Raw genomic sequence first — 16386 nt, 5'->3', positions numbered from 1 at the left:
GTCTTGCTATTAAACTATTAAATCCATACTATCTATATACTTATGCGAAATAAAAATCACGTTCACAACGGACACTGCTAGATTAACAAGGTAGATAAATGCTAAAACACTGTTTACTATGGCTGCTTTTAACAGCCGCCCCGTTTATGAGCCAAGCAGAGGAAGCTCAATCAACGTCGCCGACTAATGCTAAAACAGCTTATATAATCGATAATTTGTATACTTTCATGCGCTCAGGTGCCAGTAAAGACTATCGTTTACTTGGTTCAATAGATGCAGGTACGCAACTCACTTTATTATCTGATGAACAAAATGGTTTTATAAAAGTTAAAGATGATAAAGATCGTGAAGGCTGGGTAGAAGCTAAATTCATTAGTGAATCAGCTGGTTTAAAACAACAATACCAAGCCCTCAATAATGAAATAAGCACTATGCAAAATAGACTTCGTCAAGCGCAAGTTGAGTTACCTGAGCTGCAAGAGCAAAACGCACAGTTAACCGAACAAAACGCGCAACTATTAGCACAAATTAGTCAGTTACAAGGTGAGCTTTCTCAAGAACAACAGCTAAAACAAGCAACCAGTGCTAAAGAAAAACGCCAGTTGCTTACTTACGGTGGAGCCATTGCATTTTTAGGTTTGTTCTTAGGAATTATCTTAACTATCGTGTTATCACGCAGAAAACGCTATGAAGGTTGGGCATAAGCTTAACTTAATACAGCAGGCATAAAAAAAGCATCACATGATGCTTTTTTTATGCCTGCTGTGTTTTTTCTTAAAAGAATATCTACGTTATATATCTAAACGAAGCCCAGGGTCTTGTTTGATTTTTTCTATTACCATGTAAGTGTGGTGTGTGCCCACTCCCGGGATATCAACCAAGTCACCTAATACTTCTCTGTATTCATCCATGTTGGAAACGCGAATTTTTAATAAATAGTCATAACCACCCGCTACCATATCACACTCAACAACCTGCTTAATTTTAAGAATGTGTTCACGAAATACTTTAAATACGGCTGTATTTGAAGTAACTAATGATACCTGCACATGGGCCACTAGGCTTTGATTAAGTTTTTCCTCACTTAATTTAGCGAAATACCCCTCAATATAGCCCTCTTGCTCTAAACGTTTAACCCTATCTAAACAGGGACTGGGACTTAAATTCACCTGCTTTGCGAGGTTAACATTTGAAATTCTACCATTGCGCTGCAAAACGTCTAAAATTGATATATCGATACGATCAAGCAGGCGTAATCTATTCGGATTAGTCATATCAGTATTTTATATGGATAAGTTAATAATATGCCCTGTAAATTATCGTAAAACGGCGAAATTAACCAGCATATTCTGCTGGATTTTAATTAGAATGCACGCTTTACACCAACAACATTTAGCGGTAATTAACAATTATCCTAAGTCTTAACACTCCTGAGGGTTGCTTATGTTATTCAATGGCGATTTAACAACGACTTGTCCGATCAGACAAAAGATCCGTGACTTTTACCGTATTGATGAGAATGCGGTTATTGATCACATTTTACCACTTGCAGAAGTCGGTGTTAAAGCACGAAGCCGTGCATGGGAAAGAGCTCGCCAAATAGTATTAAACATTCGTAAAGACCAAGATGGTCAAAGCGGTGTTGATGCGCTATTAAATGAATTTTCACTATCGAGTGAAGAGGGTGTGGTATTAATGTGTTTAGCCGAAGCATTGCTTCGCGTTCCTGATAAAGCAACTCAAGAAACATTAATACGTGATAAATTAGCAAATGGCGATTGGAGCTCTCACTTAGGCAGTAGTGATTCTTTATTCGTTAATGCTTCGTCTTGGGGATTATTAGTAACCGGAAAAATGGTTAACTATAACGACAAAACGAAAGAGCAACAATTTGGTATGCTCAAAAAAACCATTGGTCGTTTAGGCGAGCCTGTTATTCGTAAGTCTGTGAACTTTGCCATGAAAATTATGGGTAAACAGTTCGTAATGGGCCGCACTATTGACGAGGCCATTGAACGTGCAGCCGATACAGAGAAAAAAGGCTATGTATATTCTTACGATATGCTAGGCGAAGGCGCTCGCACAATGAAAGATGCTAAGCGCTACTTCGACAGCTATATGAATGCAATTCATTCTATTGGTAAAGCAGCAAATGGCCGTGGTCCAATAAAAAGCCCGGGCATTTCTGTAAAGTTATCAGCTATTCATCCGCGTTATGAATTTACTCATAAAGAACGCGTGATGGAAGAAATCGTTCCAAAACTAAAAGAACTTGCACTTGCCGCTAAAAAATACGACATCGGGTTTACTGTTGATGCTGAAGAAGCTGACCGTTTAGATATTTCTCTTGATGTTATTGAAGCGGTATTTAGCGATGAAGATCTTGGCGATTGGCAAGGTTTTGGTTTAGCGGTTCAGGCGTATCAAAAGCGCGCTATTTTTGTTATTGAATGGCTAACAGACCTAGCAACCCGTGTGGGTCGTAAAATGATGGTGCGTTTAGTAAAAGGCGCATACTGGGATACCGAAATCAAAACCACACAACAAGATGGTTTAGACTTCTTCCCGGTATTTACCCGTAAAGCAACCACTGATGTGTCATACAAAGCATGTGCGATTAAAATGCTTGAAGCACGAGATGTACTTTACCCGCAATTTGCAACACACAACGCCTACACTGCTGCAACTATTTTAGAAGTAGCTAAAGGTGATAACCAAGGTTTTGAATTCCAACGTCTACACGGTATGGGCGAATCTTTATTTGACCAAATCGTTAATGCAGAAAAAATCCAGTGTCGTGTATACGCACCAGTAGGCCAGCACGAAGACTTACTTGCTTACCTTGTTCGTCGTTTACTAGAAAATGGTGCTAACTCATCTTTTGTAAATGCCATTGTAGATACCACTCAACCGGTTGAAGCATTATTACCAGATCCTGTTGAAACGCTGCAAGGTTTACGTAATAAATACAACACGCAAATAAAAATGCCAATTGATTTATACGGTGAAGAACGTGCCAACTCAAAAGGTATGGATTTAACTGATATTAACGTGATCACCCCGTTTAAAGAAAATTTAGACACTTGGTTTGAAGAGCACTTAATTGAAGAAAGCCAAGTACCAGAGGGCGCGCTGGCAGTTAAAAATCCAGCAAACCATAAAGAAATTATTGGCCACGTAAAATTACAAAATAGCGATGAAATGAAAGTGTTGCTAGCCAATGCTGAAACCGCTTTTGAATCATGGTCACAAACACCAGTAAAAGAGCGTGCTAATCTATTGCGTCGCGTTGCTGATATTTTAGAGCGTCATCATGATGAGCTTGTTGCTATCTGTATTAAAGAAGCTGGTAAAGTGGCACAAGATGGTATTGATGAAGTACGCGAAGCGGTTGATTTTTGTCGTTACTACGCAGCCCGTGCTGAAGAGCTTGCTCAAGATGAGCGCTTTGAAGCTCGTGGTGTGATTTTATGTATTAGCCCATGGAACTTCCCACTCGCTATTTTCTTAGGTCAAGTTGCAGCTGCTATCGTTACGGGTAACACAGTAATTGCAAAACCTGCAGAACAGACGAGCTTAATTGCTCTACGCGCTATTGAATTAATGCTTTCTGTTGGTTTACCTGAGCACGTTGTACAGCCTGTGGTTGCTCGCGGTAGCGAAGTAGGTAAAACCATTGTGCCAGATGAGCGAATTCAAGCAGTTATGTTTACAGGTTCAACTGAAACGGGCACACTTATCTCGCAAACATTAGCGGCACGTAACGATATCCAGGTGCCTTTAATTGCAGAAACTGGCGGCCAAAACTGTATGATTGTTGACTCAACAGCGCTTCCTGAACAAGTAGTTGATGATGTGATCAGTTCTGGCTTCCAAAGTGCAGGTCAACGCTGTTCAGCATTACGTGTGCTCTTTATTCAAGAAGATGTTGCCGATGGCATTATCGACATGCTCAAGGGCGCGCTTGCTGAATTACACATTGGCGACCCATCATTACTCTCTACAGACGTAGGCCCTGTAATTGATGAAAAAGCGCTGAAAACACTCAACGACCATGTTGAATACCTAAAGGGTAATGCAACACTTCACTATGAGTGTAAAATTCCTGATAACAGCGAAAACGGTGCGTTTTTCTTTGCCCCACGTTTATACGAAATCAAAGACTTATCGGTATTAAAGCGTGAAGTATTTGGCCCGTGTGTACACGTCATCCGCTTTAAAGCAAGTGAGCTTGATAGTGTTGTCGACCAAATTAACAACACCGGTTACGGCTTAACAATGGGTATTCATTCTCGTATTGAAGAGCGCTGTGAACACTTAGCTAAAATGTCGCGCGCAGGTAATGTTTACGTAAACCGTAATATGATTGGTGCGATTGTTGGCGTGCAACCCTTTGGCGGCCGTGGACTATCAGGTACTGGCCCTAAAGCCGGTGGACCAAACTACCTACAACGCTTAATCAAAGAAAAAGCATCACCAGATAACGTACAAATGACTAACCTAACGCCAGACGAGCTTGATTTACACCACTACAGTGGCGCAAATGAGCAAGTAGAAAAGTTAATGGTTAACTCTATGCGCGATGAAAAAATTTGGCGTGCAACACCACTGAATGACCGTGTTTCTGCGGTGCGTCAGTTATTAGCGAAAGTAGCAACCGTTGAAATTATTGATGACCTTGCAGACGATTTAGCGTTAACACTTGCCGATGCACGTGCTCAGTTAAACCGCTTAGAAAAGCACATGCGTAAATATACAACATTGCCAGGGCCAACGGGTGAATCGAATACACTTCACCTTGAAGCACGCGGCTGTGTAGTATGTTACGCAGATAAGAGCACCTCATTTAACTTTTGGGCACTATCGATTATTACCGCGCTTGCTGCTGGTAACACGGTAATAACAGTAGCATCTGAAATATTTTATGATGAAGCGGTTGCTTTTAGAGATAAGTTTATTGCAACCGGCGTTGCAGAAGGTGTTTTCCAAGTAGCTAAACCAAATCAGTTACAAGCGATATTAGCGCATCCTCACCTAGCCGGAGCGGTAGTTGCTGCACGTTCTTCTCGCTTAGGCTACTTCAGCCAACAGCTTGCACAACGTAAAGGCGCTATACTGCCAGTGATCAGCTCTGAGTATTACGACACGCTAATTAAGCGCTTAATTACTGAAAAAACAATCAGTATAGACACGACGGCATCAGGCGGTAATACCTCCTTGATGACCCTTGTTGAAGATGATGAATAGAAAATAATCATTATTTAATTAAAAAGGCATCAAATTGATGCCTTTTTTATTTCTAAATGTGAATTTATTTGTTACTTTCTCTAATCATACTTGTTAATAAGAGTTCACTTTGAAAACCATTCCAACTTCACAGCTTAAGCCTGGTATGTTTGTACAAAAAGTTGTTAAACAAACTGGTAGCATTAGAATAAAAAACCAAGGCTGGGTTAAAACTCAAAGTGGAATTGATAAATTAATAAAATCAGGAATTTTAGAGGTTGAAATCGACCCTGATAAAATGCTCGCCTCTGAAGAACCTGAAACACAAACAACCTTACCTACTCAGCACGAAGTCAAAAAACGCGATCCTTGGTTAATTACCCACAGTGCTGAGCAAGAAATGAGTAAAGCTAAAAAGCTTTACGATGAAGCAAAAAACCTGCAAACCAAAGCGTTTGGCGATATAGAGAATGGGCGTACTGTTGATGTTGCGCCTTTTAAAGAACTGGCTAGTGGGTTTATTGACTCCGTATTTAGAAATCAAGATGCGCTGGCGTGCATCACGCAAATGCGCCAAAAAGATGCCTACCTGTTAGAGCACTCGATAAATGTGTCTATTTTGATGAGTATTTTTGCTAAACATCTCGGTATTGAAAAACCGATCATTGAAGAACTTGCCACCGGCGCCCTTTTGCATGATATGGGAAAAATAAAAATCCCTGATGCTATTCTCAACAAACCAGGCCGCTACAGTGACGAAGAATTCAAAGTGATGCAAAATCATGCGCTCTTTAGCAAAGAAATACTAGAAGACGCAGGATTAACGGGGATTGCCGTAGATATTGCTGGTATGCATCACGAGCGCTTAGATGGCAAAGGCTACCCCTTTGGTAAAAAAGGCGATGAAATAAGCCAGTACGTCCGCATGGCGTCTATTGTTGATGTTTATGATGCATTAACTGCTGAACGTGTTTATAAAGCAGGTATGGAACCAATTAGAGCATTTAAAATTTTAAAGCAAGGCTGCCCAGATAGCTTTGATGGAGTGCTACTTAATAAGTTTATTCAGTGCATTGGTATTCACCCTGTGGGCACACTGGTAAAACTTTCTAGCCAAAAAGTGGGACTCGTTACTCAAAGCAATCCTGCAACACCATTAAAGCCAGTAGTAAAAACGTTTTTTAATGCAAAGCATGGGCGTTACACTGAAGTTCAAGACGTTGACTTATCAAATAAAAGAACGCAGGACACGCTTGAATCAGCAATAAAACCCAAAGAGTATAATATAGATTTAGAAGGCTTTTATAAGCACTCTATCTTTAGTTAATTGGCCACTATTGTGGCCAATCTTGCAGGGCTTTTAAGCTAAATTCATAACCGTCAAAATCAAGTACGCTCTGATCTGGCGCTATTTCTAACACCTTCAACGCACCAATAGACTCCCCTTCATATAGCTCTCTGCCATTGAGCTTTATCCAGCGTTTATCCGCCGCTGAAGAATAAATGTGCGCCTGATATTTAATGCTTGGTAACATACTTTGTAAGCCATCAGGAAGTAGCTCAACAGGCTGTACTCGTGATGAAAGGCGAGAGCCTTGAGTTACTTCATAGTCAGCTGTTGTTTCTGTGCTATTAACGGCTTGCGCAAACGCATTTCTCAGCGTGTCGGGAACCGTATCGAGTTCATCATTTAACTCTGGCTGCGCAGGCACATTTTGGTTAAGTGGTTTACCTAACACCTTGTATTTACTCAACTCATCTGCAGTAATTGTTCTTTTCGCCGGTTGAGTTGGTACACTTTGCGGTTGGCTGCTCGGTGATTGAAAACTAGATGAAGCGTTATTCTGCGTCGAGAAATTTTGCGTTTGCCCTTGAGACGCTTGATTAACGCTCATAGGTAAATATTGTCCTTGTGGCGTCAGCAACATTTGCTGCACACCCGTTGGGGTTTGTACATAAACCAACTGCCCTGCCAGCGGCACAGAATTGTTAGGCGCAGCTGTTATAATGGGCACTTGAGGGGTTGTTACTGTTTGAGCAACCGTTCTTTGTACCTCTTCTGCGCTTGTTGGTTTTTCTACAACCCCTGACTCTTTTTGACTAAGGTCATTTTGAACAGGCTCATTTTTAACGGTTACATTTTCTTGTTGCGCCCACTTGCCGACAAAGAAGCCACTGGCCAATATACCCGTTGCCAATAAACTTCCTGCGAGTAGAAAACTAATTCGACGATAGGTCATCAACTGGCGTTGTTGTTTTAATTGTTGCGCTTGCAAGTCATATTGCTCAGCGCTCATGGTATCGTGCTTTGATTGCTTTAACGCATCTAATAAATAAGACATGAATCACCTAACTAAAAAATAAAAGACAGGCCAATTCCTGCACCAAAAAGCATTAACGCAGCAGCGCTATAAGGCCAAATCGAACCTGTTTTACTCACTTTATTATTTATAACAATAAAGTCGATAGGTAAAGATTCACTCGCCGCTTGCTTAACAATATCACTTCCAACAATTTCTTGTTGTTTCGAAAATGCCCCTACTAATGCGCGTTCACACACCAGATTCATTAATCGTGGCACACCGCCTGTGAGCTGATGCACCATTTGCATTGCTTCCATTGAAAATATTTTCTTGTCACAACCTGCAATATGCAGCCGATGTTGAATATAAGCAATGGTTTGCCCTGGTGTTAGTGCTAACAAGTGATATCTGGCAGTAATACGCTGTGCCAGTTGCCTTAACTCATTTCGCTTTAGAAGTACCTGTAACTCAGGCTGCCCTACTAATACTATTTGTAATAACTTTTTATGATCCGTTTCAATATTGGTTAATAAGCGAAGTTGTTCTAGCACATCAGGGGCAAGTAACTGTGCTTCATCAATAATCAAAATAGTATGCCCCCCCGCTTTATTATTAAACTCAAGGTGCTTTTTAATGACATCCGTTAGACTTTTCAGCGTTGCATTTTTGGCGTCGTACGTTATTTGTAATTCATCGCAAATACTGGCTAACAGTTCAAGCTCTGATAACGCAGGATTATGGATCATGGCTACTTGGGTATTTTCAGGCAGTCGCTCTAACATACTACGTGTTATTGTGGTTTTACCCGTACCCACTTCACCTGTTAACAGCACAAAGCCGCCGTCTTCACCTAACCCATAGGTAAGGTGTGCTAATGCTTCTTTGTGGCGTTCACTTAAAAATAAGTAGTGGGGATTAGGCGAAATTGAGAATGGCTTTTCTTGTAAACCAAAATAGCTTAAATACACCTTTATAGTCCTTGGTCGTTAATTCACGGCCTATAATGGCAAAAAAATAGCCTGGGTGACAACTACAACCAGGCTTTATTATTAAAATAGTGTAAATAAAAAGGCTAACCGTAAATAAAAGCGCATTTTTAGATTCGCTAATACATTAATTAACTACTTTTCATAACGTACTAGGCGTAAATATACGTTACTTGTTTTAGCATGTAAGCTATTTAAACCACTGGAAAATTGATAAACCCATGCCGAATTTATATTGCTAATACCCGAGGTATTAGACCAATAATTTTGCGACTGCGTTGCTAAAAAAATACCCGCATTAATACTTGGATCGGTACAGCGGTGATCAACTATACTGGCTAACTCTTTAATACTTGGTACTTGCCAGTCGTTATAACCTGCCGAAGTGTCGTTAAATGCCCCTTTGAGTGAAGCTTGCCAATTTAATGGTTGAGTATCACCATCGCAGCTAGTTGTTTCGCTATTATAAACTTGACCATAATTACAGCGCTGCCACATTAGCCCTGTTTTAGTATCTGACACAGTGCCATCAATATTAATCACAAATCGGTCGGTATCATCGCTAGTCGCTACCTCTTCATAACACTGCTGCGCTGCAAGTGACTGGCTCAACCCCAAGGCTAATAACATAGAGACTTTAATTAATTTCATAATAATCACCTTAACGATTTCTAACTAAGCGCACGTAAGCGGTATTATCTTTTGGATAGGCTAAATCATTGCCATCCATCATATCGATAGTGTAAGCCTGAGATAAACTGGCACCATCAACCGCGGTCTGTGAGGTCCAGTAGCGTAAATGCCCGACACTATTAGTCGATGGTGTATTAGGAAAAAATGCAGTATCTATCAATACATTTTGCCCTTGTTTACCGTAGTCGATTAAACCTAACAGCTCAGTATAAGTAGGTAAACGCCAATTACTGCCGCCACAAAAATCAAGCGCGTTAACCTCATCAATATAGGTTTGTAATCCACAGTCAGTATCGCTCGGGCACGTAGTATTAGCACTACCCGTTACATCGCCACTATTGACAGTCCCTTGCCAAATATAGCGGTTTTGTCCATCACGCAGTGAGGTATTTGGTAACATACCGGAATAAGGACTTTTCACTTCCCAAACAAGGCCGGTAGTATTATCGCGAATACAGCTAAAGTTCGACGCATCATCAAGAAGCTCATCGGCAAACTCATTAAGTTTTGTGTAATCAAAAGCCAAATTCCCTTTACCCACTTTACCTAAACGATTGGCAAAACTATCACGCCCAAGATCAGCATCTTGAGCTGGAAACTCATCATTATTACAATTAATACGTTGAGTATTATTATAACACTCACCTACTCCGGTATCGTTTATTAACCCAAGCGCTTTAGGTGTTACATCAATAAATACGGTATCTTTGTCGGTACGCCCTTTTAAGTCCATAACTTGTACTTCAAAGCTAAGGGTTGCATTTAAATCAATATCAGAGGCAAAAAAGCTGGCAGTACATGACTGTGGTTCAAGAAGAGCTTCGGTATTTCCGGTAAGTTGTTGCCACTTACATTGGTAAGTCTGAGTTGCCGCTTCGCTTGCCGTCGCATCTAAAATAACCTTATCAAACTCTTCTACTGTTTGGTCTGCACCCGCATCGGCAATAATCACTTGGGCTGTTTTATTAAGGGTCATATCAAATTGTGATGCAGATACTCCGCCCTCATCATCAGTTACGGTGAGTTGCCATTTTAAGTTGGTGTTATTTTCTAATAATGGATGAGGAAAACTAAGCGTTGGATTAGTATAGCTATCAATTGTTAAATCAGGCCCAGATAATAATTGCCACAAGTAACTACTAATTTCGCCATTTTCATCGGGGTCTGCGGAGGTTAAACCACTAAGGGTTACAGTATCTTTATAAACTGAGGGTAAGTTTGCAGGAGCAACTTGAGTAACAACAGCAAGAGGAAGCTGATTATTAGAGGCAATGAAAACACTCAAGTCGTCATTCACTAAACTACCATCTGGCGTTTGATAGCTTACTCTTAAGACCAATTCACTATCAGATTTTACATCCGGTGCAGTGATGGTTTGTTCAGCCCCTTCAAGCGGAAACACATCTATAAGAGGACCGCTTACACGCTGCCAAGTAAAAGTACCATCTGCAGGAGAGCCTTTTGCAGAAATAGTAAACTCTGATTTTTCTACAACTTGGAGATCGTTACCTGCAAATACTGACGTTTTAATATCACTGTTATCAGCACCGCCTCCCCCTCCACATGCAGCCAAAAGCAAGCATGCCATAAGTGGTATTAACGAAATTGCTTTCATACTAAGCACCTTTGTGTCTTATAATTATCTAATAAGACTGTGAAGCAAAAAAAGTGCCATTATGAGTTATAAATAGCTATCTTGATGAATACGAACAAATAATTTAGTGCCAACTTTACTGTAATCTACTTTATATTCGCGGCCATCTAAGGATTGAATAAACAACAACTGTTTTTCCTCGCTAAATACATCTGGACTTGCGATATAAACCATATCTAAGTAGCGCTCTTTTGCATCACGGCGGTTTTTTGGCAGCTCTTCTTTAAATGGTTCTAGACCATTCGCTGTTACTTTAATTCGAGGATGTTCCTCACCATTAACAATCACTAAATCTAGTTTTCTATCTTTATGAATTATGGTGTTTCGACCACTTTTAATAAAAGATCTGTCTTGGCTCATAGTTATTCCTAATCCCGCAGTGAGTGCTTATATTATTATTCACACTGCGACTTGATAAACTGAGAGGGATCACGCTTCCATTTATTTAAATTTGCGCAAAATTCCCAAATATCACTTTCTATTACACTGGCAGGTAACAGTAAGTCATACCCTGTTAAAAGCTGAAGATGCTTAGCCCTATTAGCAAACATCGCTATAAGCCCATTATAGTCAATTCCTTTTTTTGACCTAAATTTATTATCTTCAACTAACCATTCTGATGGGCAATGCCCATTTTTGCAATTTTTTTGAACAACTTGCATAAATAAGTGCCGCTGTTCTATTAGTAATTTACCCGCAATTCTTGGTGCTAAAGCAGCTAAAAATGTATCTATATCATTTAACTTAATACCAATCGCGTTAAGCTCAAGATGATCGATACCGTTATCAACTTTAGGAATACCGCAATGGTGGAGATTTTCTTGGTGTAAATCCCATTGCCCGTACTTATGTTGATATGTTAATTGCTGCTCAGTTAAAATAATACTATAAAAAGGTTCTTGTGTTTTAAAAAATCCAATTAAAATTGCTGCAATACATAAACTTACTAAAAAAATTTCAATAATACTGATTTCACCTGGACGCAATAAATTAAATAGCATGATGAAGATTAAACCAATGCTACCTACGACCAGTATTTCAATCCCATTTTTAGCGCCTTGCGCTCGGTATTTAAGTGTGTGTTTTTTTATATTAGCCATACTGAAAAAACGCCATATAAAATATAAACATAATAATAGCCCACAATACTAACTTTCTCAGTGTTAAACAGCGTTTGCATGATGTTTTGAAGTTCATCAATTAACTCCTATTATTACTGTTAAATATGCGCAATGACTAAGTATCAGTTATTTTTACGCCTAACGCACAAATTAATGAGATACATAACCGCCTTTTTTTGTCCTGATTTCGTACAATACTTATAATCTATTTTCAGGTATGAAAACAATGCACTCTAAACAATCCGGCAAAGCCCTATTTCCATTTATTATTTCGGTACTAATAATTTTTAGCGTTTATTTATATTTGCCCGCATCACAGGGCGAGCAAGCTGATTACTCGGCAATGACAACACAAGTCTCTGCGCACACTGTCGAGTCGCAAGAAAATGCCATTATGATTGAAGCCATTGGCAGTGCCCGTGCTAATCAGGCTATTTACATTAAAAGCGCACAAAACGATTATGTCACCAGCATTTACTTTGAAGACGGCGACTTGGTCAGCAAAGGACAAAAATTAGTGCAACTGCAAAACCAACAAGAACAATTTGCAGTAAAAGAACTTAGCATTAATTTACAAGAAGAAAAACGCCAATTAGCTAGGCTTACCGAACTTTCTCGCTCACAAGCGACTGCCAAGTCGTTACTTGAAGAACAGCTAGCCCGTGTTGATGCCAGCGAAGCTCAACTTGAAAGTGCCAAAACTAAACTCAATGAAATGGCTATTACCGCGCCTTTTTCTGGGTTACTGGGTAAACGCGAAATATCGGTAGGCGCTTATATTAGTAACAGCACGATAATTACAACCTTAGATGATATCAGTATCATAAAAGTTGATTTTAAAGTGCCTGAAAAGTATTTAGCTCAACTGAAAAACGGAATGACGGTTCGCACTCAAAACGATGCTTACCCTGATCAAACATTCACCGGTAAAGTAACCCATATAAGCTCACGTATTGATTCAATCACTCGCAGTGTAGAAGTAACAGCCAGTTTTGCTAATAAATCGGGTTTACTTCGCCCTGGTATGCTACTTAAAACTGCACTAGAGCTAAGCAGCAATCAAGCGCTCATGGTGCCTGAAAAAGCAATTATTCCTCTGCAAGATAAACACTATGTTTTTCAAATTGAAGATGGCATAGCTAATCGCATAGAGGTACATGTTGCAAGTAGAAACAATGGCTGGGTTGCAATAGACAAGGGGTTAAAGAACGGCCAGCAGATTGTTACCGAGGGAATAATCAAAATCCGCTCTGGTAGCAAAGTAAGCGTTAAGGGGTAACACGTGAAAATTACCGATACTAGCGTCAAACGCCCCGTTTTTGCGATTGTTATTAACTTACTGTTACTCACTTTTGGCTTAGTTGCTTTTAGTATGCTGCCTTTGCGTGAGTATCCAGATATTGAAACACCGATTGTAAATATTAGTACTGAATATACCGGTGCATCTGCTGAAATTATTGAAACAAAAATAACCCAAGTTATCGAAAACCGTATTTCGGGGATTGAGGGTATTAAAAGTATTAACTCATCGAGTCGTAATGGCCGCTCAAACATTACCATTGAGTTTAATATTAACCGCGACATAGACGATGCCTCTAACGATGTACGTGAACGTGTTGCACGGGCATTAGACAGCCTACCAGAGCAAGTACGCCCTCCTGAAGTATCAAAATCAAATAGTGACGAAAGCCCTATCGCGTGGTTTGTACTTAACAGTGAAACCATGGATTCATTGCAGCTTTCTGATTATGCACAGCGTTTTATTGTCGACCGTTTGGCCGTTGTTGATGGTGTATCAAATGTGCGTATTGGGGGAGAGCGAAAGTATGCTATGAAAGTATGGCTTAACCGCCAAGCGATGGCAGCTCGTGGCATTACCTCTAGTGATATAGAGCAAACACTTCGCAGTGAAAATGTAGAGCTTCCGGCGGGTGAAATTGAATCGGTAGACCGTGATTTTACTGTGCGCACTGCACGCAGCTATAAAAACCAACGTGATTTTCAAAACCTTGTCATTAAGCGAGGTGAAGATGGTTATTTAGTACGTCTAGGCGAAGTGGCTGACGTAAAATTAGAAGCCGCCGATGATGAAAGCTTATTTCGCGGAAATGGCCGTAATATGATTGGTATGGGTATTGTTAAACAAGCCAAAGCAAATACCCTTACAGTAGTTGATAATGCCCGCAGTGAACTAGAAAAAATAAAACGTAATTTACCTGAAGGCACTACTATAGAAGACAGTTACGACTCTTCAGTATTTATCAAAGAATCAATTAATGAGGTTTATAAAACTTTAGCAATTTCTATGGGGTTAGTAGTGCTTATTATCTTTATATTTTTAGGTAATATTCGCGCCACACTTATTCCTGCGGTCACCGTACCGGTCGCCTTAGTCGGTAGTTTTATGTTTTTATTAGCAATGGGTTATTCAATTAACTTATTAACTCTACTGGCACTAGTATTAGCAATAGGCTTAGTGGTAGATGATGCCATTGTAATGCTAGAGAATATTCACCGCCGCATAGAACTTGGGGAGCCGCCTTTATTGGCAGCTTATCGCGGCGCTCGTGAGGTAGGCTTTGCAATTATAGCCACCACCCTAGTGCTGATCTCTGTGTTTGTACCATTGGTGTTTATGGAAGGACGAATAGGCGCACTATTTACAGAATTTGCAATGGCAGTAAGTGCCGCCGTGTTCTTCTCCAGTATTACTGCATTAACACTCTCTCCGGCATTGTGTTCAAAGGTGTTAAAAGCTTCTGAAAAAGAAAGTAAGTTTAGCCAAGTAATGGATCGCTTTTTTACTAAATTAGAAAATGGATACCGTAACGCTTTAGCGTCAAACATGACTCGTAAATGGGGCTTAATGCTGAGCTTAGTTTTGGCTGGGTTTGTTAGTTATTCACTATTTTTACAAATACCGTCTGAACTTACCCCTAAAGAAGACCGTGGTACCTTTTTTGTACTTATGAATGGCCCTGAAGGCGCTAGCTATGAGAATAATGCCGCTAATATGGCAAAGATAGAAGAACGCTTAATGCCTTACTCTGAATCTGGCGAACTAAGCCGAGTTTTAGTGCGAGTTCCAGGTTGGGGTGGCAGTGGTGGTGTAGCCATTGTTGGTATGGCGGATTGGGATAAACGCAAACGCTCAACCTGGGAAGTCATGGATGAAATAAGCGGTAAAATGCAAGAGGTCACCGATGTACGTGCTTTTGCCATTATGCGCCGTGGTATTGGAGGTGGTGGCTCATCGCGACCGATAGAGTTTGTTTTACAAGGTAATGATTATGCTCAACTAGCTGATTGGCGCGATAGAATTATTAAACGTGCTGAGAAAAACCCTGGGTTAGTGCGCATTGATCATGATTATAAAGAGACCTTCCCACAGTTTTTAGTCAGTATTGATAAAAATAAAGCTGCAGATTTAGGCGTATCAGTCTCAGATGTGGGTCGTACACTTGAAACCATGCTTGGCCAACGCCGTGTAACCACCTTTATTGACCGCGGTGAAGAGTACGATGTAATTTTAAAGGGAACTAAAGAAGACTTTGCAAACCCTACTGATATTTCAAATATTTACCTTAAATCTCGCAGCAATGAATTGGTGCCACTCGACAGCCTTATAAGCTTGAAAGAAGAAGCCACCGCCTCGCGTTTAAACCGCTATAACCGTATGCGTGCAATTACTCTAAGTGCCAACTTAGCTGATGGCTATACGCTAGAACAAGCACTAAACTTTTTAAACAATATTGCCGCAGAAGAAAATGACATTGATGGCGCCATTGATTACAAAGGTGAGTCACAATTGTTTTATGAAGGTGCCTCAGCCATGACCTATGTGTTTGTGCTGGCATTGACCGTGACCTTTTTAGTGCTCGCTGCTCAGTTTGAAAGCTTTATGCATCCGCTTGTTATTATGCTCACCGTTCCACTTGGGCTAATGGGTGCTATGTTTGGCCTTTGGAGTATGGGCTTAACACTCAATATATACAGCCAAATTGGTATTGTGATGCTCATCGGGTTAAGCGCTAAAAACGGTATTCTGATTGTTGAATTTACCAATCAGTTACGTGATAAAGGGTTGGAATTTAGTGAAGCTATTTTACAAGCCGCTACCCAGCGTTTACGTCCTATTATAATGACCTCCCTAACCACAGTTATGAGCGCGGTACCTTTGGTACTCGCCTCAGGGCCTGGCTCGGAAAGTAGAATGGTAATTGGTGTGGTGGTATTTACCGGCGTAACGGTTGCCACCATACTGACTCTGTTTGTAGTGCCAGCGGCCTATTACGCACTAGCGCGAAACACACAATCACCAGAGTTTTTACAGCAAAAGCTAGATAAACAAGCAGCTGAAAAACCACTTAAAGAGATCTAAGTCACTCTGAGCGTCGTAATTA

Annotated in this window: 12 protein-coding genes; 5 read left to right on the top strand and 7 right to left on the bottom strand. The window is 40.4% G+C overall.

The genetic code is table 11. From position 1 onward, the window contains the following. Window positions 1-98: 98 nt before the first annotated feature. The gene (locus tag ACNSN2_RS03220) at window positions 99-704 is read left to right on the top strand and encodes a TIGR04211 family SH3 domain-containing protein (protein ID WP_008111843.1); all 606 of its coding nucleotides are present in this window, start codon (window positions 99-101) and stop codon (window positions 702-704) included. Between the two features lie 87 nt (window positions 705-791). Here the strand turns inward: ACNSN2_RS03220 and ACNSN2_RS03215 are convergent, their stop codons facing one another. Then, a complete protein-coding gene (locus tag ACNSN2_RS03215) occupies window positions 792-1274 on the bottom strand; it encodes a winged helix-turn-helix transcriptional regulator (RefSeq protein WP_010391063.1) in 483 nt (160 codons plus the stop codon). Between the two features lie 169 nt (window positions 1275-1443). On the opposite strand from ACNSN2_RS03215, the gene putA reads away from it, so the two are divergent. Both putA and ACNSN2_RS03205 read left to right on the top strand, forming a co-directional pair. After that, the gene (gene putA, locus ACNSN2_RS03210) at window positions 1444-5247 is read left to right on the top strand and encodes a bifunctional proline dehydrogenase/L-glutamate gamma-semialdehyde dehydrogenase PutA (RefSeq protein ID WP_010391062.1); all 3804 of its coding nucleotides are present in this window, start codon (window positions 1444-1446) and stop codon (window positions 5245-5247) included. A 109-nt stretch (window positions 5248-5356) separates the two neighbouring features. Beyond that, a complete protein-coding gene (locus tag ACNSN2_RS03205; RefSeq protein WP_193049263.1) occupies window positions 5357-6553 on the top strand; it encodes an HD-GYP domain-containing protein in 1197 nt (398 codons plus the stop codon). Between the two features lie 7 nt (window positions 6554-6560). Here the strand turns inward: ACNSN2_RS03205 and ACNSN2_RS03200 are convergent, their stop codons facing one another. The 6 genes from ACNSN2_RS03200 to ACNSN2_RS03175 form a co-directional block, all read right to left on the bottom strand. Continuing rightward, the gene (locus ACNSN2_RS03200) at window positions 6561-7568 is read right to left on the bottom strand and encodes a general secretion pathway protein GspB (protein ID WP_418608562.1); all 1008 of its coding nucleotides are present in this window, start codon (window positions 7566-7568) and stop codon (window positions 6561-6563) included. Between the two features lie 11 nt (window positions 7569-7579). Continuing rightward, window positions 7580-8497, bottom strand: a complete 918-nt coding sequence (locus ACNSN2_RS03195) for an ExeA family protein (RefSeq protein WP_418608561.1) — start codon at window positions 8495-8497, stop codon at window positions 7580-7582. 153 nt (window positions 8498-8650) lie between these two features. Then, window positions 8651-9166: a DUF1566 domain-containing protein gene (locus tag ACNSN2_RS03190; protein ID WP_109875624.1), complete on the bottom strand. Its 516-nt coding sequence runs from the start codon at window positions 9164-9166 to the stop codon at window positions 8651-8653. A gap of 10 nt (window positions 9167-9176) precedes the next feature. Further along, window positions 9177-10823, bottom strand: a complete 1647-nt coding sequence (locus tag ACNSN2_RS03185) for a PKD domain-containing protein (RefSeq protein WP_418608560.1) — start codon at window positions 10821-10823, stop codon at window positions 9177-9179. A gap of 66 nt (window positions 10824-10889) precedes the next feature. Next, the gene (locus tag ACNSN2_RS03180; protein ID WP_010391054.1) at window positions 10890-11222 is read right to left on the bottom strand and encodes a hypothetical protein; all 333 of its coding nucleotides are present in this window, start codon (window positions 11220-11222) and stop codon (window positions 10890-10892) included. A 35-nt stretch (window positions 11223-11257) separates the two neighbouring features. Further along, window positions 11258-11962 (bottom strand): DUF2982 domain-containing protein, encoded by a 705-nt coding sequence (locus ACNSN2_RS03175; protein WP_010391053.1) that lies wholly within the window; start codon window positions 11960-11962, stop codon window positions 11258-11260. A gap of 247 nt (window positions 11963-12209) precedes the next feature. Between ACNSN2_RS03175 and ACNSN2_RS03170 the strand changes: the two genes are divergently transcribed. Continuing rightward, window positions 12210-13262: an efflux RND transporter periplasmic adaptor subunit gene (locus ACNSN2_RS03170; RefSeq protein WP_138571138.1), complete on the top strand. Its 1053-nt coding sequence runs from the start codon at window positions 12210-12212 to the stop codon at window positions 13260-13262. A 3-nt stretch (window positions 13263-13265) separates the two neighbouring features. Next, window positions 13266-16364 (top strand): efflux RND transporter permease subunit, encoded by a 3099-nt coding sequence (locus ACNSN2_RS03165; RefSeq protein ID WP_055011618.1) that lies wholly within the window; start codon window positions 13266-13268, stop codon window positions 16362-16364. Window positions 16365-16386 lie beyond the last annotated feature (22 nt).

Source organism: Pseudoalteromonas sp. US3C1013 (assembly GCF_048401115.1).
GTDB lineage: Bacteria > Pseudomonadota > Gammaproteobacteria > Enterobacterales > Alteromonadaceae > Pseudoalteromonas > Pseudoalteromonas undina.
Note: the sequence above shows the minus strand (reverse complement) of the source record. Positions and strands in the feature narration are given on the sequence as shown.